The organism is Streptomyces cyslabdanicus (assembly GCF_052663305.1).
The window spans coordinates 29,935-47,529 of the sequence record NZ_JBQRUW010000033.1; the positions used below are offsets into that span (position 1 = coordinate 29,935).

A 17,595-nucleotide genomic window follows, 5' to 3' on the forward strand; every position below is an offset into this window, starting at 1 on the left:
CTCGAAATGAGTTTTGAATGCGAGGAATGCGAAAAAGTCCGCCGATCCGGGGCACTTCTCGACGGTAGGGGCAGCGCGACGTCGAACAAGCGTGTAGCTTCCGGGGGCATGACGGGGGGGCGTGCCGGGGGGCCGCCGCCCGGGCGGTCGTGGACAACCGTGGGGACTGGGGGGCTCGATGGGAGTGCGGCTCATGGTGGTCGACGACCACCGGCTACTGGCCGAGGCGCTGGCCTCGGCTCTGAAGCTGCGCGGACACCGGGTGCTCGCCGCCGCGGCGCCGGCCGCGGGCGCGGCGGACCTGGTGGTCAACCGCGCGCCGGAGGTGTGCCTGCTGGGCACGGCGACACCGGCCGAGCCCGGCACCTTCGACCCGGTGGTGAAGATCAAGCGGGAGCGTCCGCAGGTCGCCGTGGTCGTGCTCGGCCCGGTTCCGTCGCCGCGCGGCATCGCGGCCGCCTTCGCCGCGGGGGCGTCGGGGTACGTACGCCACGACGAGCGCATCGAGGGCGTCGAGCGGGCGATCATCAAGGCGAGGGCGGGCGAGGCCGCGGTCGCCCCCCAGCTCCTCCAGGGCGCCTTCGGTGAGTTGCTGAACCCCACCGCCCCGCCGGACGACGAGGGCCAGCGCCTGCTGCGGATGCTCACCCCGCGCGAGGTGGAGGTCCTGGTCCGGGTCGCCGAGGGCGAGGACACCCGCCTGATCGCGGCCGGCATGGGCATCGCCCCCAGCACGGCCCGGACCCACGTCCAACGCGTCCTGATGAAACTCGGGGTGGGCTCGCGGCTGGAGGCGGCGGCCCTGGCGGCCCGCACCGGCCTGCTGGACCGCGCGGGCCCGCTGCCGTAACCCCGGCCCGTCCCCGGCTCTCCGCACCGGGCGGGCGACCACGACCGCCACCCACCGCGGCCGACCCGGCAGGAGTCCGCGCCGTCCCGTCCCGTTGTCGCACCCTCTTGTTGATGTTCTTTGTTCGATCGTGATGTGCGAAGGGGTGGTCGGTTGTGGACTGTTATGTTTGATTGTGTTGGGTAGTTGGGTGCGGGCGGGGTGCGGGCGGCCGGCCCGGGGACCAGTAGGGAGTCCGGCAGTGAAGAAGACCTCGACCAGGCTGGCCGACGGTCGCGAGCTCATCTACTTCGATCTGCGGGACGACACCGTGCGCGACGCGGTGGACCGGCGCCCGCTGGAGCGGACCGTCACCAGCTCCGAGGTCCGCCGGGACGCGCTGCTCGGCGACGCGGTCGCCGTCGCCTCCCACCGGCAGGGCCGCACCTACCACCCGCCGGCCGACGAGTGCCCCCTGTGCCCCTCCAGGGGCGACCGTCTGAGCGAGATACCCGACTCCTCCTACGACGTGGTGGTCTTCGAGAACCGCTTCCCCTCGCTGACCGGCGACGCGGGCCGCTGCGAGGTCGTCTGCTTCACCTCCGACCACGACGCCTCGTTCGCCGACCTGAGCGAGCAGCAGGCCCGGCTGGTCCTGGACGCGTGGACGGACCGCACCGCGGAGCTGTCCCGACTGCCCTGTGTGGAGCAGGTGTTCTGCTTCGAGAACCGCGGACCCGAGATCGGCGTGACACTGGGGCACCCGCACGGGCAGATCTACGCCTATCCCTTCACCACCCCGCGCACCGCTCTGACGTTGCGTTCACTGGCGGCGCACAAGGAGGCCACCGGCGGGGAGAACCTCTTCGACGCGGTCCTGGAGCGGGAGCTGGCCGGGGAGCGGGTCGTCGTCGAGGGTGATCACTGGGTGGCCTTCGTGCCGTACGCGGCGCACTGGCCCTACGAGGTCCACCTCTACCCCCGGCGCCGGGTCCCCGACCTGCTCGGACTCGACGAGGCGGCGCGCGCGGAGTTCCCCGCGGTCCAGCTGGACCTGCTGAGGCGCTTCGACCGGCTCTTCGGCGAAGGCGACCCGCCGACGCCGTACATCGCGGCCTGGCACCAGGCGCCGTTCGGCGCGCTGGAGGAGTTCGACGGCGTCGCACGCGACGACTTCGCGCTCCACCTCGAGCTCTTCACCATCCGCCGTACGACCGGAAAGCTGAAGTTCCTCGCGGGATCCGAGTCCGGCATGAGCGTGTTCATCAACGACGTGCCGCCGGAGCGAGCGGCCGAGCGGCTACGGGAGGTAGCGGGTCCATGAGCCGGAAGTACCTGGTCACGGGTGGCGCGGGCTACATCGGCAGCGTGGTCGCCCAGCACCTGCTGGAGGCCGGCCACGAGGTCGTCGTGCTCGACGACCTCTCCACCGGCTTCCGCGAGGGCGTGCCCGAGGGCGCCTCCTTCGTCGAGGGCGACGTCCGGGACGCCGCGACGTGGCTGGACCCGTCCTTCGCCGCGGTGCTGCACTTCGCCGCCTTCTCGCAGGTGGGCGAGTCGGTGGTGAAGCCGGAGAAGTACTGGGCCAACAACGTCGGCGGCACGATGGCCCTGCTCACCGCGATGCGCGGGGCGGGCGTGCGCACGCTGGTCTTCTCCTCCACGGCGGCGACCTACGGCGAACCGGAGCAGGTCCCGATCGTCGAGACGGCCCCGACCCGGCCCACCCATCCCTACGGCGCCTCGAAGCTCGCCGTCGACCACATGATCGCCGGCGAGGCGGCGGCCCACGGCCTGGGCGCGGTCTCGCTGCGCTACTTCAACGTGGCCGGCGCCTACGGCGCCTGCGGTGAACGCCACGACCCGGAGTCGCACCTGATCCCGCTGGTCCTCCAGGTCGCCCAGGGCAGGCGGGACGCGATCTCCCTCCACGGCGACGACTACCCGACCCCGGACGGCACCTGCGTGCGCGACTACCTCCACGTCGCCGACCTCGCCGAGGCCCATCTGCTGGCCCTGGACGCCGCCCGGCCCGGCACGCACCTGGTGTGCAACCTCGGCAACGGCAACGGCTTCTCCGTACGCGAGGTCGTCGAGACGGTCCGGCGGGTCACCGGCCACCCGGTCCCGGAGGTCGTGGCCCCGCGCCGGTCCGGCGACCCGGCGGTCCTGGTCGCCTCGGCCTCGGCCGCCCGCGAAAGGCTCGGCTGGAACCCGTCGCGCACGGATCTCGCGGGTATCGTCGCGGATGCCTGGGAGTTCGCGCAGCACATCGCAAGGGAGCGGTAAGTGGGGGTACTTGAGGTCCAGGAAGGCTTCACCGAGCTGTACGGCGCCGCTCCGGAGGGGGTCTGGGCGGCGCCGGGCCGCGTCAACCTGATCGGCGAGCACACCGACTACAACGACGGCTTCGTGATGCCCTTCGCGCTGCCGCACGTCACGACCGCCGCGGTCGCACGCCGCGACGACGGCGTACTGCGGCTGCACTCGGCCGACGTGCCCGAAGGGCCCGTGGAACTGCGGGTCGGCGACCTCGCCCCGGAGTCCGACCGGAACTGGACCGCTTACGCGGCCGGCGTGGTCTGGGCCCTGCGGGAGGCGGGCCACGAGGTGACCGGCGCGGACGTCCACCTCGCCTCGACGGTCCCCACGGGCGCGGGACTGTCCTCCTCCGCGGCCCTGGAGGTCGTGGTCGCCCTGGCCCTGAACGACCTTTACGGCCTGGGCCTGAAGGGCTGGCAACTGGCCCGCCTGTGCCAGCGCGCCGAGAACGTCTACGTCGGCGCCCCCACCGGCATCATGGACCAGACCGCCTCGGCCTGCTGCGAGACGGGCCACGCCCTGTTCCTGGACACCCGCGACCTGTCCCAGCGCCAGATCCCCTTCGACCTGGCCGCCGAGGACCTGTGCCTGCTGGTCGTCGACACCCGGGTCCAGCACGCGCACAGCGACGGCGAGTACGGCAGGCGCCGCGCCGGCTGCGAGAAGGGCGCGGCCCTGCTGGGCGTGGACGCCCTGCGCGACATCGCCCACGACGGCCTGGACGCGGCGCTGGCCGACCTGGCCGGCGACGAGGAGGTGACCCGGCTGGTCCGCCACGTGGTCACCGAGAACGAGCGGGCGGAACGGGTGGTGTCCCTCCTGGAGTCGGGCGACATCAGGGCGATCGGCCCGATCCTGACCCAGGGACACGCCTCGCTGCGCGACGACTTCCGGGTCTCCTGCCCGGAACTGGACCTGGTCGTCGACACGGCCGTGGCCTCCGGCGCCCTCGGCGCCCGGATGACCGGCGGCGGCTTCGGCGGCTCGGCGATCGTCCTGACCGACACCTCCGAAGTCCCCGCCCTCACCCAGGCGATGGAAGAGGCCTTCGCCAAGGCGGGCCACACCGCCCCACGTGTCTTCGAGGCGGTTCCCTCGGCGGGGGCGCGACGGCTGGCCTGACGTCCGCGGCCCGACCGGCGGCTCAGGGCAGGGGTTTGATCATGGTGTACTCGGTGATCCCGGGCGGATAGTCGGGGATCGCGCAGACCACCCTGTAGTCGTGTCTGCGGTAGAAGCCGGGGGCCTGGAAGTCCCAGGTCTCCAGGCGGGCCGCGGTGCAGTCGCGGTCGCGGTGGGCGATCCGTTCGGCGCGGGTCAGCAGGCGGGAGCCGAGACCCGTGCCGCGGTGGGGGTCGTCGACCCAGAGGTGGGTCACGTGCAGCCAGGTCGCCCAGGTGTGGCCCACCAGACCGCCCGCCAGGTCGCCGGAGTCGTTCAACGCCCAGAGATGGAGGGGGACTTCTCGGACGGTGGGGCTTCTGCGCAGGGCCTCGATGAACGGGGAGGCCGCCGTGTTCGTGTCGCGGAGGCGGGAGCGGAGCAGATCGTGACGTGCTTTGTCGACTTCTGCCTCAATACGAAACATGCGGCACACCCTAAACACGTCGGCCGGTCAGTTCTGCGAATTACCTTCCCCTCCCGGCTGTCGGCCGTACCCTGATGAGCGGCACCGGTGGGGGCCGGTGCCGGTCAGGGGGGCGAGAGGGCTCGGGCAGGACACCGGGGCGGGGCCGCGGGCCGCTGCGGCGCGTGCCGTGCGACCGTGCTCGAACCAGGGCGTCGGGCCCGTGCGCTCGGCGCTCTCCGGCGATGGGAGACTCCCCTGCTCTGCCAGGAGCGTGGGGAAGGGGGTTTTCAGTGGTTCGTGTCCGAGTCCTGGTCGTCGACGACCACCGTATCTTCGCCGAGTCGCTCGCCGCCGCTCTGGCCGCCGAGCCCGACGTGGAGGTGTCCGCGGCCGGCTCCGGTCCGGCGGCGCTGCGCTGCCTGGAGCGGGCGGCCGCCGAGGGCCGCCGCTTCGACGTCGTGCTCGTCGACGCCGACCTCGGCGGCAACGTCCCCGGGGCCCGGCCCGCCGCTCCCGTGCGGGAGGGCGACGAGGACGGCCTGGTGGACGGGATCTCCCTGGTCGCGGGGGTGCGGGGCGCCCAGCCGGGGGTGCGGACCGTCGTACTCGCCGAGAAGGACGACCCGCGCCGCGCCGCGCTGGCCCTCCAGGCCGGTGCCTGCGGCTGGGTCGCCAAGGACTGCTCCCTGTCCCGGCTGCTCGTCGTCATCCGCGGAGTCCTGCGCGACGAGACCCATCTGCCGCCCGCCCTGCTCACCGGCGTGCTGCGGGAGCTGACCGCCGCCCGCAGGCACCGCACCGAGAGCGAGCGCCTGGTGGAGTCGCTGACCCCGCGCGAGCGGGAGGTGCTGCGCTGCATGGTCGCGGGGCTGGGCCGCAAGGCCGTCGCCGAGCGGCTGTACCTGTCCCCGCACACCGTGCGCACCCATATGCAGAACGTCCTGGGCAAGCTCGGCGTGCACTCCACCCTGGCCGCCGTGGCACTGGCCCGCCGGGCCGGGGTGGGGCCGGCGGACCTGGGGCCTGCCGGGCGGATCGGGGTGGAGGAAAGCAGCAGCGCCTGACCCGGCGCCGCCGCTCAGCCGGGGATGTTGTCGAACGGGGCGGTCAGCTGGCGCAGCAGGCCGGCCAGTTCGGTGCGCTGTGTGGAGGACAGCTCGGCCAGCAGCGCGCGCTCCTGGTCCAGGAGACCGGCCAGGGACCGGTCGGCGCGGTCCCGGCCCTCGTCCGTCAGGCGGACCAGCACGCCGCGCCGGTCGCTGGGGTCGGGGAGGCGCTCCACCAGGCCCTTCTTGGCCAGCCGGTCGATGCGGTTCGTCATCGTGCCCGAGGTGACCAGCGTCTGGGTCAGCAGCTGCCCGGGGGAGAGCTGATACGGCGAGCCCGCGCGCCTGAGCGCCGTCAGGACGTCGAACTCCCAGGGCTCCAGGCTGTGCTCGGAGAAGGCAAGCCGGCGTGCGCGGTCCAGGTGCCGGGCCAGCCTGCTCACCCGGCTGAGCACCTCGAGCGGTTCCACGTCGAGGTCCGGACGCTCCCGGCGCCACGCTGCGACCAGCCGATCGACCTCGTCCTCCATGACGATCAGTGTAGTGGTTGTGTCGACATGAAGTCTCTTGGCATCAAGCCTCTTGACGTCGAGATAAATCGCGGGGGAGAGTGGTGAGCGCAGCCGCCGCCGACTCCCCGCACCTCCAGGAGGCCGCCATGTCCGTCCACAGCCCCGCCTGGGACCCCGCCCAGTACCTGCGTCACGCCGGCCACCGGGCCCGCCCCTTCATCGACCTCCTCGCCCGCGTCCCCGCGCTTCCCCAAGGCTCTCGACCGCGTTCGGGCGGGGGAGGCCCCAGCGGCGGCCGGCCCCGCATCGCCGACCTCGGTTGCGGCCCCGGCAACGTCACCGCCCTGCTCGCCGACCGCTGGCCCACCGCGCACATCACCGGCTACGACAACTCCCCGGCGATGCTCGGCAGGGCCGTGGTCGACCACCAGGGCCCCACTCCCGGCGGCGGGCGCCTCGACTTCACCTCCGCCGACGTCCGCAGCTGGACACCCGGCGAGCCGTACGACCTGATCATCAGCAACGCCACGCTCCAGTGGGTGCCCGGACATCCGGACCGTTTCGCCGCCTGGGTGGCGGGGCTGCGTCCCGGCGGCACCTTCGCCTTCCAGGTCCCCGGCAACTTCTCCGCCCCCAGCCACCGGCTCATGCGCGAACTCGCCGGTTCCACCCGCTGGCGCGACCGGCTCGCGGACACCCTGCGCCACGAGGACGCGGTGCTCGCCCCGGAGGCCTACCTGGAGCGGCTGACCGGCCTCAGCTGCGCGGCCGACGTCTGGGAGACCACGTACATCCACCTGCTGACCGGCGAGGACCCGGTCCTGGACTGGGTGCAGGGCACCGGGCTGCGGCCCGTCCTCACCGCCCTCGCCGACGACCCCGCGGCCCGCGAGGGGTTCCTGACCGAGTACCGCGCCGCCCTGCGGGAGGCCTACCCGGCCGGCCCGCACGGCACCCCGTTCCCCTTCCGCCGCATCTTCGCCGTCGCCACCAAGGAGGCCTGAGGCATGCTCGCCGCCCTCGACCACGTCCAGCTCGCCGCCCCGCCCGGTTCCGAGGACGCTCTGCGGGCGTACTACGCCGGTGTGCTCGGCATGACCGAGATCCCGAAGCCGCCGGTCCTTGCCGCGCGCGGCGGCTGCTGGTTCCAGGCCGGGTCCGTCCAGCTCCACCTGGGCATCGAGCGGGACTTCCGCCCCGCCAGGAAGGCCCACCCGGGACTGCGGGTGACGGCCATCGAGGCCTTCGCCGCCCGGCTCGCGGCGCACGGCGCCCAGGTCGTCTGGGACGACAACCTCCCGGGTCACCGCCGCTTCTACTCCGAGGATCCGGTGGGCAACCGGCTGGAGTTCCTGGAGGCGGTCACGCCGTCCGCCCGAGGTTCGTGACCAGGATGTGGATCGTTTCGTCGTCGATGACGTAGAGGACGCGGTAGCCGCCCACGCGCAGGCGCCGGACGTTGACACCGTAGGCCGTGGAACCGGTGGGTCGTGGAGACTCGGAGAGCGCGTCGACGGCCTCGTACACGGCGGCGAGGCCTGTGGGATCTTCCTTCAGGAAACGGACAGCCTGGTCGGTGGCAGCGGGTTCCCAGATGATGCGGTAGGTCACGGGCGAAGCCCGAGGATGCGTCCGACCTCTTCATGGGGGATGCCCGGCCCGAGCGTGCCCGAAGCCTTGCGCAACTGATAGTCCGCGACGGCCAGGGCGTCCTCGAGATCCTCTATCACCTGCGGAGACACGAGGAGCGCGGCCACGTGCCCGTGGTCGGTGAGCGCGATGGTCTCGCGGCTGTGGGCCGCTCGGCGGACCAGGTCGCCGAGCTGGGAACGGGCAGCGCTGATCGCAATCTCAGTCATGCCCGAATCGTGCCACAAGGTTAATCTTGCGGTCTATTGGTTTCACTCCTTGGAGTGATGTCAGTTCTTCCGGTGCCCGATCAGCCGGGGCCGCGGCTCCAGGCCGTCGAGGCCGTGCCAGGCCAGGTTCACCAGGTGGGCCGCTACCTCCGCCTTCTTCGGTCGGCGGACGTCCAGCCACCACTGGCCGGTCAGGGCGACCATGCCGACCAGGGCCTGGGCGTACAGCGGGGCCAGCTTGGGGTCAAAGCCGCGGGACTTGAACTCGCGGCCCAGGATGTCCTCCACCTGCGTGGCGATGTCGGAGATCAGGGAGGCGAAGGAACCCGTCGACTGGGGGATGGGGGAGTCGCGGACCAGGATGCGGAAGCCGTCCGTGTACTCCTCGATGTAGTCCAGCAGGGCGAAGGCCGCCTGCTCGCACAGCTCACGGGGGTGCCCGGCGGTCAGCGAGCCGGTCACCATGTCCAGCAGACGCCGCATCTCGCGGTCCACCACCACCGCGTACAGGCCCTCCTTGCCGCCGAAGTGCTCGTACACCACGGGCTTGGAGACCCCGGCCTTGGCCGCGATCTCCTCCACCGAGGTGCCCTCGAAACCCTTCGCCGCGAACAGCGTGCGACCGATCTCCAGCAGTTGCTGGCGGCGCTCGGCACCGGTCATACGGGTACGGCGCGTGCGCCGCGGCTTGTCGTTGCTGGGGGTGCTGGAGTCGGTCGCCACGCTGTCAATCATGCCGCCTCGGCGGTCTTCCTCCGGCGGCGGGAGTCGCCCTCCCCGTCGTTGCGGCGGGAATCGATACGCGAGCGTGACGGCCAGCGCACGTCGGAGGCCCAGCCGAGCTGTTCGAACCAGCGGATGATCCGGGCCGAGGAGTCCAGCTGGCCGCGCTCCACCCCGTGCCGGGCCGAGGTCGGGTCGGCGTGGTGCAGGTTGTGCCAGGACTCGCCGCAGGACAGGATCGCCAGCCACCACACGTTGCCCGAGCGGTCCCGCGACTTGAACGGGCGCTTGCCGACCGCGTGGCAGATGGAGTTGATCGACCAGGTCACGTGGTGCAGCAGCGCCACCCTGACCAGCGAGCCCCAGAAGAGGGCGGTGAACGCGCCCCACCACGACATCGTGACCAGGCCGCCGATCAGCGGCGGCAGCAGCAGGGACAGCGCCGTCCACAGGATGAACTGGCGGGAGACCGCCCGCAGGGTCCGGTCCTTGATCAGGTCCGGGGCGTACTTGTCCTGCGGCGTCTGCTCCTCGTCGAACATCCAGCCGACATGGGCCCACCACAGGCCCTTCAGCAGCGCCGGAACCGTCTCGCCGTACCGCCACGGGGAGTGCGGATCGCCCTCGTGGTCGGAGAACTTGTGGTGCCTGCGATGGTCGGCGACCCAGCGGACCAGGGGTCCCTCGACCGCCATCGACCCCGCGATCGCCAGCGCGATCCTCAGGGGCCGCTTCGCCTTGAACGAGCCATGTGTGAAGTGCCGGTGGAAACCGATCGTGATGCCGTGGCAGCCGAGGAAGTAGAAGAAGACCAACAGGCCGAGGTCCAGCCAGCTCACCCCCCAGCCCCATGCCAGCGGCACCGCGGCGAGCAGTGCCAGGAACGGAACGGTGATGAAGAGCAGCAGCGTGATCTGCTCGATCGAACGCTTCTGCTCCCCTCCCAGGGTGGCGGAGGGAAGTGCGGTGTCGGTCGCCTTCGGGGCGTCGTCGATCACATCGGAGCTTGTGGACATGGGCGTCCCCTGTGGGGTCGAGGGTCGAGACGGGTTGTCGGGTCAGGGAACCGGTCAGCTCCCTACGGTTCCGTAACCTACGGCGTCGTAAGTATGGCAGCGCGTCGCGCCGCGGCAAGAGCCCCTAGCCTGCGCGTCCCCCGCGACACCTAGACTTGGAGGCGGTCGGACAGCGCGGTCCGCTCTGAAGAATTCCTTCCCGGACACCTGGCCCGTAAGCGGCGGCAGCCGCGCGGCACCCGTCCGGGTTCCCCTCCCAGTCGTGCTTCAACCCGCAAGGAGCCGCACCTGTGAGCAGTGCCGACGACCAGACGACGACCAGCGCCGAGCTGCGCGCCGACATCCGCCGATTGGGTGACCTCCTCGGAGAGGCCCTGGTACGGCAGGAAGGCCCCGAGCTCCTCGACCTGGTCGAGAAGGTCCGCCGCCTTACCCGAGAGGACGGTGAGGCCGCCGCCGAACTGCTGCGCGGCACCGAACTGGACACCGCGGCCAAGCTGGTCCGCGCCTTCTCCACCTACTTCCACCTGGCCAACGTCACCGAGCAGGTGCACCGCGGACGTGAACTGCGCGCCCGGCGCGCCACGGAGGGCGGTCTGCTCGCCCGCACCGCCGACCGCCTCAAGGACGCCGACCCCGAACACCTGCGCGAGACCGTCCGGCACCTCAACGTCCGCCCGGTGTTCACCGCCCACCCCACCGAGGCCGCCCGCCGCTCGGTGCTCAACAAGCTCCGGCGCATCGCCGCGCTCCTGGAGGCCCCGGTCGTCGAGTCCGACCGCCGCCGCCTGGACACCCGGCTGGCGGAGAACATCGACCTCGTCTGGCAGACCGACGAACTCCGCGTCGTCCGCCCCGAACCCGCCGACGAGTCCCGCAACGCCATCTACTACCTCGACGAACTCCACGCCGGCGCCGTCGGCGACGTGCTGGAGGACCTCACCGCGGAACTGGAGCGCGTCGGCGTCAGGCTGCCCGACGACACCCGCCCCCTCACCTTCGGCACCTGGATCGGCGGCGACCGCGACGGCAACCCCAACGTGACGCCCGAGGTCACCTGGGACGTGCTGATCCTCCAGCACGAGCACGGCATCAACGACGCCCTCGACACGATCGACGAGCTGCGCGGCTTCCTGTCCAACTCGATCCGCTACACCGGCGCCACCGACGAGCTGCTCCAGTCGCTCCACGCCGACCTGGAGAACCTGCCCGAGATCAGCCCCCGCTACAAGCGGCTCAACGCCGAGGAGCCCTACCGGCTCAAGGCCACCTGCATCCGCCAGAAGCTCGTCAACACCAAGCAGCGCCTGGCCACCGGCACCCCGCACGAGATGGGCCGCGACTACCTCGGCACCGCCGAACTCCTGCGCGACCTGCGGATCATCCAGGCCTCGCTGCGCGAGAACCGCGGCGGCCTGTTCGCCGACGGCCGGCTGGGCCGCACCATCCGCACCCTGGCCGCCTTCGGCCTCCAGCTGGCCACCATGGACGTCCGCGAGCACGCCGACGCCCACCACCACGCCCTCGGCCAGCTGTTCGACCGGCTCGGCGAGGAGTCCTGGCGCTACGCCGACATGCCCCGCGAGTACCGCGCCAAGCTGCTCGCCAAGGAGCTGAGGTCCAGGAGGCCGCTCGCCCCCACCCCGGCCCCCGTCGACGCGGCCGGTGCCAAGACCCTCGGGGTCTTCGAGACCGTCAAGCGGGCCCTGAGTGTCTTCGGGCCCGAGGTGATCGAGTCGTACATCATCTCCATGTGCCAGGGCGCCGACGACGTCTTCGCCGCCGCCGTCCTGGCCCGCGAGGCCGGCCTCGTCGACCTGCACGCCGGCTGGGCCCGGATCGGCATCGTGCCGCTGCTGGAGACCACCGACGAGCTCAAGGCCGCCGACACCATCCTGGAGGACATGCTCTCCGACCCGTCCTACCGGCGCCTGGTCGCGCTCAGGGGCGACGTGCAGGAGGTCATGCTCGGCTACTCCGACTCCTCCAAGTTCGGCGGCATCACCACCAGCCAGTGGGAGATCCACCGCGCCCAGCGCCGCCTGCGCGACGTCGCCCACCGCTACGGCGTACGCCTGCGGCTCTTCCACGGCCGCGGCGGCACCGTGGGCCGCGGCGGCGGCCCCACCCACGACGCGATCCTCGCCCAGCCCTGGGGCACGCTGGAGGGCGAGATCAAGGTCACCGAGCAGGGCGAGGTCATCTCCGACAAGTACCTGATCCCGTCCCTGGCCCGGGAGAACCTGGAACTGACGGTCGCGGCGACCCTCCAGGCCTCCGCCCTGCACACCGCCCCGCGCCAGTCCGTGGAGGCGCTGGCCCGCTGGGACGCCGCGATGGACGTGGTGTCCAACGCCGCCCACGCCGCCTACCGCAGGCTCGTCGAGGACCCCGACCTGCCGGCGTACTTCTTCGCCTCCACCCCCGTGGACCAGCTCGCCGACCTGCACCTGGGCTCGCGCCCCTCGCGCCGCCCCGACTCCGGCGCCGGACTCGACGGACTGCGCGCCATCCCCTGGGTGTTCGGCTGGACCCAGTCCCGGCAGATCGTGCCCGGCTGGTTCGGTGTGGGCTCCGGGCTGAAGGCGCTGCGCGAGGCGGGCCTCGACAGCGTGCTCGACGAGATGCACGGACAGTGGCACTTCTTCCGCAACTTCATCTCCAACGTCGAGATGACCCTCGCCAAGACCGACCTGCGCATCGCCCGGCACTACGTCGACACCCTCGTCCCCGACGAGCTGGGGCACGTCTTCGACACCATCCGGGCCGAGCACGAGCTGACCGTGCGCGAGGTGCTGCGCGTCACCGGCGAGAGCGAACTCCTCGACGCCCAGCCCGTGCTCCGGCAGACCTTCGCCATCCGCGACGCCTACCTCGACCCGATCTCCTACCTCCAGGTCACCCTGCTCAAGCGGCAGCGTGACGCGGCGGCGGCCGGCCAGGACCCCGACCCGCTGCTCGCCCGGGCCCTGCTGCTCACGGTCAACGGCGTGGCGGCCGGCCTGCGCAACACCGGCTGATCCGCGCGGAGGTGCCCCCGGGGCGTACGAAGGTCCGTACGGTCCCGGGGGCACCCTCACGCCCGGCGGCTCACAACGCCAGGAACGCCGCCGTCAGCAGCGCGATCCCCGACCCGGCCAGCACCCACGCCGCGCGGGTCTGCCGCAGCCCGCCCGCCACGACCACCGAGGCCAGCAGCAGCGCACCGCCCAGCGGGGCCCACGCGTACAGGATCCCGGCCGGGCCCGAGCGGAGCACCTCGTCCGTCCCGGGCTTCACGACGACGCTGTAGGTCTGCCCCTTGCGCACCGCCGCGGTGTGGTGGATCACCACCCGGTCGCGGGCCGTCGACCCCGTCGAGACCGGTGTGTACGGCCCGGTGCACGTGCCGCCGTCGCACCGCGTCACCTCGACGGTGCCCTGTTCGCGTCCCTTGGTGAGCATCACGTACGGCGCGCTGGTCCAGGAGGCCCACACACCCGCGATCAGGATCAGCACCGCGACCGTGCCCATGGCCGCGACCCGTCCGAACCGGAGTGCGACCAAGGAGGCCTGGCGGGAACGAGTGGCGGTGGCGGCAGGCATGGCCGGGATCATTGGCCATGCCGCTACGACCGGTCAACTCCTGGGCGTGCGGCGGGGGGACAAGTCAGGAGTTGTACGCGCTTTGCGCCCGCTCCAGACCCTCCGCCAGCAGACACTCCACCGAGTCGGCCGCCCGGTCCACGAAGTAGTCCAGCTCCTTGCGCTCCGCGGCGGAGAAGTCCTTCAGCACGAAGTCGGCCACCTGCATACGGCCCGGCGGACGTCCGATCCCGAACCGCACCCGGTGGTAGTCCTGACCCATCGCCTTCGTCATCGACTTCAGCCCGTTGTGGCCGTTGTCGCCGCCGCCCAGCTTCAGCCGCAGCACGCCGTAGTCGATGTCCAGCTCGTCGTGCACCGCGACGATGTTCGACAGCGGCACCTTGTAGAAGTCGCGCAGCGCGTTCACCGGCCCGCCGGACAGGTTCATGAACGACATCGGCTTCACCAGGACCACCCGGCGGCTCGCCGGTCCGGGGGGACCGATCCGCCCCTCCACCACCTGCGCCTGCGCCTTGCCCGCCCGCTTGAACCGGCCCCCGATCCGGTCGGCCAGCAGATCCACCACCATGAACCCGACGTTGTGCCGGTTCATGGCGTACTCCGGTCCGGGATTGCCGAGGCCGACGATCAGCCAGGGGTCGTTCGCGGAGGTCGTCACGTCCATGTCTCCTCACTACACGTCATACGCGCCGGCCGCCGCCCCCCGAGGGAAGCGGCGGCCGGCGCGGCGACGACGGTCGGGCTCAGGCCTGCGCGGCCTCTTCGCCTTCCTCGCCCGTGGGCTCCTCGGCCTGCGCGGCCAGGACCTGCAGCACCACCGTGTCCTCGTCCACGGCCAGCTTCACACCGCTCGGCAGAGCGATGTCCTTGGCGTGGATCGCGGCACCGGCCGTCAGGCCCTGCACGGAGACCGTGAGCTGGTCCGCGATGGTCGTGGCCTCGGCCTCCACCGACAGCGCCGACAGGACGTGCTCCAGCAGGTTGCCGCCCGGGGCCAGCTCGCCCTCGGCGACGACCGGGATCTCGACGACGACGCGCTCGCCGCGCTTGACCATCAGCAGGTCCACGTGGACCAGGTGGCCCTTCAGCGGGTCGCGCTGCACGGCCTTCGGGATCGCCAGCTCGTTGCTCTTGCCGTCGATGTCCAGCGACAGCAGGACGTTCGGCGTGCGCAGCGCCATCAGCAGCTCGTGACCCGGCAGCGTCAGGTGGATCGGCACCATGCCGTGCTCGTACAGCACACCGGGAACCTTGTCCTCACGGCGGATACGGCGCGCGGCACCCTTGCCGAACTCGGTGCGCGTCTCGGCGGCGAGCTTCACCTCGGACATGCTCTTCACTCCTCGTAGAAGTACACGGAAAACGGTCGGGGTCACCCGGCCACGAACGGCCTGCTACGAAGAGCGCGTCGATAACGGATCGCCGTACCACGAGAACGGGTACGGCCTCCCTCGCCGAGCAACTGAGGCAGTCTACTCGGAGCGGGAGGCCGGACCCAAAACGATCTAGGGCCTGATCCCTACTGTTCGTCGAACAGGCTCGTCACCGAGCCGTCCTCGAACACCTCGCGCACCGCGCGCGCGATGGTCGGCGCGATGGACAGCACCGTGATCTTGTCCAGTTCCAGCTCGTTCGGCGTCGGCAGAGTGTCGGTGAACACGAACTCGCTCACCTTGGAGTTCTTCAGCCGGTCCGCCGCCGGACCCGACAGCACACCGTGCGTCGCCGTCACGATGACGTCCTCCGCGCCGTGCGCGAACAGGGCGTCCGCCGCGGCGCAGATCGTGCCACCGGTGTCGATCATGTCGTCCACCAGGACGCAGATGCGGCCCTTCACGTCGCCGACGACCTCGTGGACCGTGACCTGGTTCGCCACGTCCTTGTCACGCCGCTTGTGCACGATCGCCAGCGGCGCGCCCAGCCGGTCGCACCAGCGGTCGGCCACCCGCACGCGGCCGGCGTCCGGGGACACCACCGTCAGCTTCGAACGGTCCACCTTGTTGCCCACGTAGTCCGCCAGCAGCGGCAGCGCGAACAGGTGGTCCACCGGCCCGTCGAAGAAGCCCTGGATCTGGTCCGTGTGCAGATCCACGGTCAGGATGCGGTCGGCACCCGCGGTCTTCATCAGATCCGCGATCAGGCGCGCCGAGATCGGTTCACGTCCCCGGTGCTTCTTGTCCTGCCGCGCGTAACCGTAGAACGGCACGATGACCGTGATGGAGCGGGCCGACGCGCGCTTCAGGGCGTCGATCATGATCAGCTGCTCCATGATCCACTTGTTGATCGGAGCGGTGTGGCTCTGGATCAGGAAGCAGTCCGCGCCGCGGGCCGACTCCTGATACCGCACGTAGATCTCGCCGTTCGCGAAGTCGAACGCCTTCGTCGGGACGACCCCGACACCCAACTCGTGGGCGATTTCCTCGGCAAGCTCGGGGTGGGCGCGGCCGGAGAAGAACATCATCTTCTTCTCGCCGGTCGTCTTGATCCCGGTCACAGCAGTGTCTCCTCAGCGGGTGGTCGCAGCGTGGTGGAGTGTGGTGGGGGCGTGTGCACTTATCACGGTACGCCGTCTTTGGCGTGCCGGTTTCCGGTCAGGCTTCGCCTTCCGACTGTCCGGATACCGCCTCGGCCGCCTTGGCCGCCGAGCTTCCCGGACGCTTGCGGGCCACCCAACCCTCGATATTCCGCTGCTGGCCGCGGGCCACGGCCAGCGAACCGGGCGGCACGTTCTTCGTGATCACGGACCCGGCGGCGGTGTAGGCGCCGTCCCCGATCGTGACAGGAGCCACAAACATGTTGTCCGAACCGGTCTTGCAGTGCGAGCCGACCGTCGTGTGGTGCTTGTTCTCCCCGTCGTAGTTCACGAACACGCTCGCCGCGCCGATGTTCGTGTACTCGCCGATGGTGGCGTCGCCGACGTACGACAGGTGGGGAACCTTGGTCCCCTCGCCGATCGAGGCGTTCTTCGTCTCGACGTACGTACCCACCTTGGCCTTCACGCCGAGCCGTGTGCCCGGCCGCAGGTACGCGTACGGTCCCACGGAGGCCTGCGGGCCCACCACGGCGCCGTCGGACACCGTGTTGTCCACCCGCGCCCCCGCGCCGACCCGGGTGTTCGTCAGCCGGCTGTTGGGGCCCACCTCGCAGCCCTCACCGAGACGGGTCGTCCCGTGCAGCTGCGTGCCCGGGTGCACGACGACGTCCTGCTCGAACGTCACCGTCACGTCGATCCAGGTGGTCGCGGGGTCGACGACCGTGACACCCGCGAGCATCGCGTGGGTCAGCAGGCGGTCGTTGAGGATCCGCCGCGCCTCGGCCAGCTGCACCCGGTTGTTGATCCCCGCGATCTCCCGGTGGTCGCCGGCCACGCAGGCGCCGACCCGGTGCCCGGCCTCGCGCAGGATGCCGAGGACGTCCGTGAGGTACTCCTCGTGCTGGCTGTTGTTCGTCCGGACCTTCCCCAGCGCGTCGGCGAGCAGCCGCCCGTCGAACGCGAACACCCCGGAGTTGATCTCCCGGATCGCCCGCTGGGCCTCGGTGGCGTCCTTGTGCTCGACGATCGCGGTCACCGCGTCCGTACCGGCGTCGCGCACGATCCGGCCGTAACCGGTGGCGTCCGGCATCTCGGCGGTGAGCACGGTGACGGCGTTGCCGTCCTCCTGGTGCGTGGTGGCGAGCCGCTGGAGGGTCTCACCGGTGAGGAGGGGGGTGTCACCGCAGACGACGATCACGGTCCCGTCGACGGGACCGCCGAGCTCCTCGAGTCCCATCCGGACCGCGTGCCCGGTGCCCTTCTGCTTCTCCTGCACGGCGGTGCGGACCGTGGAGTCGACCTCGGCCAGGTGCTCGGTCACCCGCTCCCGCGCGTGCCCGACCACCACGACGAGGTTCTCCGGCTGCAACTCGCGTGCGGCGGCGAGCACATGACCCACCAGTGACCGGCCGCAGATCTCATGCAGAACCTTCGGTGTGGCCGACTTCATGCGGGTGCCCTCACCCGCTGCGAGAACGACGACGGCTGCCGGGCGAATGGCGCTCACGGGATGCCCTTCGGCTGTGGATGCGTGGGGGTGGACATCCGCAGGATACCGGGGTGGTTGTGAGCGACTACGAGAGCGGGTCCCGGCCCG

19 protein-coding genes are annotated in these 17,595 nt (G+C 71.3%); 8 read left to right on the forward strand and 11 right to left on the reverse strand.

Going from position 1 to position 17,595, the window contains the following annotated elements:
• Nucleotides 1–178: 178 nt before the first annotated feature.
• From ACTYVM_RS19920 to galK, 4 genes are all read left to right on the forward strand, one after another.
• Entirely contained in the window at nucleotides 179–850 is a 672-nt protein-coding gene (locus ACTYVM_RS19920; RefSeq protein ID WP_400032293.1) for a helix-turn-helix transcriptional regulator, read from the forward strand.
• 241 nt (nucleotides 851–1,091) lie between these two features.
• Nucleotides 1,092–2,153: a galactose-1-phosphate uridylyltransferase gene (gene galT, locus ACTYVM_RS19925; protein WP_445527203.1), complete on the forward strand. Its 1,062-nt coding sequence runs from the start codon at nucleotides 1,092–1,094 to the stop codon at nucleotides 2,151–2,153.
• Nucleotides 2,150–3,118: a UDP-glucose 4-epimerase GalE gene (gene galE, locus ACTYVM_RS19930; protein WP_445527204.1), complete on the forward strand. Its 969-nt coding sequence runs from the start codon at nucleotides 2,150–2,152 to the stop codon at nucleotides 3,116–3,118. Before galT ends, galE begins: the two co-directional genes overlap by 4 nt.
• Nucleotides 3,119–4,273 (forward strand): galactokinase, encoded by a 1,155-nt coding sequence (gene galK, locus ACTYVM_RS19935; RefSeq protein WP_445527205.1) that lies wholly within the window; start codon nucleotides 3,119–3,121, stop codon nucleotides 4,271–4,273.
• A 22-nt stretch (nucleotides 4,274–4,295) separates the two neighbouring features.
• Here galK and ACTYVM_RS19940 read toward each other — a convergent pair whose 3' ends face one another.
• Nucleotides 4,296–4,739, reverse strand: coding sequence for a GNAT family N-acetyltransferase (locus tag ACTYVM_RS19940; protein WP_445527206.1), 444 nt, complete (start codon nucleotides 4,737–4,739; stop codon nucleotides 4,296–4,298).
• 272 nt (nucleotides 4,740–5,011) lie between these two features.
• On the opposite strand from ACTYVM_RS19940, the gene ACTYVM_RS19945 reads away from it, so the two are divergent.
• Entirely contained in the window at nucleotides 5,012–5,785 is a 774-nt protein-coding gene (locus ACTYVM_RS19945; RefSeq protein ID WP_400032283.1) for a LuxR C-terminal-related transcriptional regulator, read from the forward strand.
• Between the two features lie 14 nt (nucleotides 5,786–5,799).
• Here ACTYVM_RS19945 and tamR read toward each other — a convergent pair whose 3' ends face one another.
• Nucleotides 5,800–6,297 carry a MarR family transcriptional regulator TamR gene (tamR, locus tag ACTYVM_RS19950; RefSeq protein WP_400032281.1) on the reverse strand — a complete coding sequence of 166 codons (498 nt, stop codon included), beginning with the start codon at nucleotides 6,295–6,297 and terminating at the stop codon, nucleotides 5,800–5,802.
• A 128-nt stretch (nucleotides 6,298–6,425) separates the two neighbouring features.
• On the opposite strand from tamR, the gene ACTYVM_RS19955 reads away from it, so the two are divergent.
• Together ACTYVM_RS19955 and ACTYVM_RS19960 are read left to right on the forward strand one after the other, a co-directional pair.
• Entirely contained in the window at nucleotides 6,426–7,283 is an 858-nt protein-coding gene (locus ACTYVM_RS19955) for a trans-aconitate 2-methyltransferase (RefSeq protein ID WP_445527226.1), read from the forward strand.
• Between the two features lie 3 nt (nucleotides 7,284–7,286).
• The gene (locus ACTYVM_RS19960) at nucleotides 7,287–7,667 is read left to right on the forward strand and encodes a VOC family protein (RefSeq protein WP_445527207.1); all 381 of its coding nucleotides are present in this window, start codon (nucleotides 7,287–7,289) and stop codon (nucleotides 7,665–7,667) included.
• On the opposite strand, the gene ACTYVM_RS19965 is transcribed toward ACTYVM_RS19960, so the two are convergent.
• From ACTYVM_RS19965 to ACTYVM_RS19980, 4 genes are read right to left on the reverse strand one after another with little or no spacing between them, the layout of a single operon-like run.
• On the reverse strand, nucleotides 7,642–7,890 hold the full coding sequence (locus ACTYVM_RS19965; protein WP_445527208.1) for a type II toxin-antitoxin system RelE family toxin: 249 nt from the start codon (nucleotides 7,888–7,890) through the stop codon (nucleotides 7,642–7,644). The genes ACTYVM_RS19960 and ACTYVM_RS19965 overlap by 26 nt on opposite strands.
• Nucleotides 7,887–8,138 carry a type II toxin-antitoxin system Phd/YefM family antitoxin gene (locus ACTYVM_RS19970; RefSeq protein ID WP_366726638.1) on the reverse strand — a complete coding sequence of 84 codons (252 nt, stop codon included), beginning with the start codon at nucleotides 8,136–8,138 and terminating at the stop codon, nucleotides 7,887–7,889. Before ACTYVM_RS19970 ends, ACTYVM_RS19965 begins: the two co-directional genes overlap by 4 nt.
• Nucleotides 8,139–8,198: 60 nt before the next feature.
• A complete protein-coding gene (locus tag ACTYVM_RS19975; RefSeq protein WP_445527209.1) occupies nucleotides 8,199–8,873 on the reverse strand; it encodes a TetR family transcriptional regulator in 675 nt (224 codons plus the stop codon).
• Nucleotides 8,870–9,877 carry an acyl-CoA desaturase gene (locus tag ACTYVM_RS19980; protein ID WP_445527210.1) on the reverse strand — a complete coding sequence of 336 codons (1,008 nt, stop codon included), beginning with the start codon at nucleotides 9,875–9,877 and terminating at the stop codon, nucleotides 8,870–8,872. Before ACTYVM_RS19980 ends, ACTYVM_RS19975 begins: the two co-directional genes overlap by 4 nt.
• 290 nt (nucleotides 9,878–10,167) lie before the next feature.
• On the opposite strand from ACTYVM_RS19980, the gene ppc reads away from it, so the two are divergent.
• On the forward strand, nucleotides 10,168–12,897 hold the full coding sequence (ppc, locus tag ACTYVM_RS19985; RefSeq protein WP_445527211.1) for a phosphoenolpyruvate carboxylase: 2,730 nt from the start codon (nucleotides 10,168–10,170) through the stop codon (nucleotides 12,895–12,897).
• Nucleotides 12,898–12,967: 70 nt separating this feature from the next.
• Here ppc and ACTYVM_RS19990 read toward each other — a convergent pair whose 3' ends face one another.
• The 5 genes from ACTYVM_RS19990 to glmU form a co-directional block, all read right to left on the reverse strand.
• Nucleotides 12,968–13,474 (reverse strand): hypothetical protein, encoded by a 507-nt coding sequence (locus ACTYVM_RS19990; protein ID WP_445527212.1) that lies wholly within the window; start codon nucleotides 13,472–13,474, stop codon nucleotides 12,968–12,970.
• 52 nt (nucleotides 13,475–13,526) lie between these two features.
• Nucleotides 13,527–14,129 carry an aminoacyl-tRNA hydrolase gene (gene pth, locus ACTYVM_RS19995; protein WP_445527213.1) on the reverse strand — a complete coding sequence of 201 codons (603 nt, stop codon included), beginning with the start codon at nucleotides 14,127–14,129 and terminating at the stop codon, nucleotides 13,527–13,529.
• A 79-nt stretch (nucleotides 14,130–14,208) separates the two neighbouring features.
• Nucleotides 14,209–14,796, reverse strand: coding sequence for a 50S ribosomal protein L25/general stress protein Ctc (locus ACTYVM_RS20000; RefSeq protein ID WP_445527214.1), 588 nt, complete (start codon nucleotides 14,794–14,796; stop codon nucleotides 14,209–14,211).
• Between the two features lie 188 nt (nucleotides 14,797–14,984).
• The gene (locus ACTYVM_RS20005; RefSeq protein ID WP_225074797.1) at nucleotides 14,985–15,959 is read right to left on the reverse strand and encodes a ribose-phosphate diphosphokinase; all 975 of its coding nucleotides are present in this window, start codon (nucleotides 15,957–15,959) and stop codon (nucleotides 14,985–14,987) included.
• A 97-nt stretch (nucleotides 15,960–16,056) separates the two neighbouring features.
• Complete coding sequence (gene glmU, locus ACTYVM_RS20010) at nucleotides 16,057–17,505, reverse strand: bifunctional UDP-N-acetylglucosamine diphosphorylase/glucosamine-1-phosphate N-acetyltransferase GlmU (protein ID WP_445527215.1); 1,449 nt, start codon at nucleotides 17,503–17,505, stop codon at nucleotides 16,057–16,059.
• Between the last annotated feature and the right edge of the window lie 90 nt (nucleotides 17,506–17,595).

Bases quoted from the DNA above. Each gene is read 5' to 3' on its own strand.
- pth (WP_445527213.1), bottom strand. From the start codon at position 14,129: ATGGACGTGACGACCTCCGCGAACGACCCCTGGCTGATCGTCGGCCTC.
- ACTYVM_RS20000 (WP_445527214.1), bottom strand. From the start codon at position 14,796: ATGTCCGAGGTGAAGCTCGCCGCCGAGACGCGCACCGAGTTCGGCAAG.
- ACTYVM_RS19920 (WP_400032293.1), top strand. From the start codon at position 179: ATGGGAGTGCGGCTCATGGTGGTCGACGACCACCGGCTACTGGCCGAG.
- ACTYVM_RS19975 (WP_445527209.1), bottom strand. From the start codon at position 8,873: ATGATTGACAGCGTGGCGACCGACTCCAGCACCCCCAGCAACGACAAG.
- ACTYVM_RS19970 (WP_366726638.1), bottom strand. From the start codon at position 8,138: ATGACTGAGATTGCGATCAGCGCTGCCCGTTCCCAGCTCGGCGACCTG.
- ACTYVM_RS19955 (WP_445527226.1), top strand. From the start codon at position 6,426: ATGTCCGTCCACAGCCCCGCCTGGGACCCCGCCCAGTACCTGCGTCAC.
- ACTYVM_RS19990 (WP_445527212.1), bottom strand. From the start codon at position 13,474: ATGATCCCGGCCATGCCTGCCGCCACCGCCACTCGTTCCCGCCAGGCC.
- galE (WP_445527204.1), top strand. From the start codon at position 2,150: ATGAGCCGGAAGTACCTGGTCACGGGTGGCGCGGGCTACATCGGCAGC.
- ACTYVM_RS19940 (WP_445527206.1), bottom strand. From the start codon at position 4,739: ATGTTTCGTATTGAGGCAGAAGTCGACAAAGCACGTCACGATCTGCTC.
- ACTYVM_RS19980 (WP_445527210.1), bottom strand. From the start codon at position 9,877: ATGTCCACAAGCTCCGATGTGATCGACGACGCCCCGAAGGCGACCGAC.
- tamR (WP_400032281.1), bottom strand. From the start codon at position 6,297: ATGGAGGACGAGGTCGATCGGCTGGTCGCAGCGTGGCGCCGGGAGCGT.
- ACTYVM_RS19960 (WP_445527207.1), top strand. From the start codon at position 7,287: ATGCTCGCCGCCCTCGACCACGTCCAGCTCGCCGCCCCGCCCGGTTCC.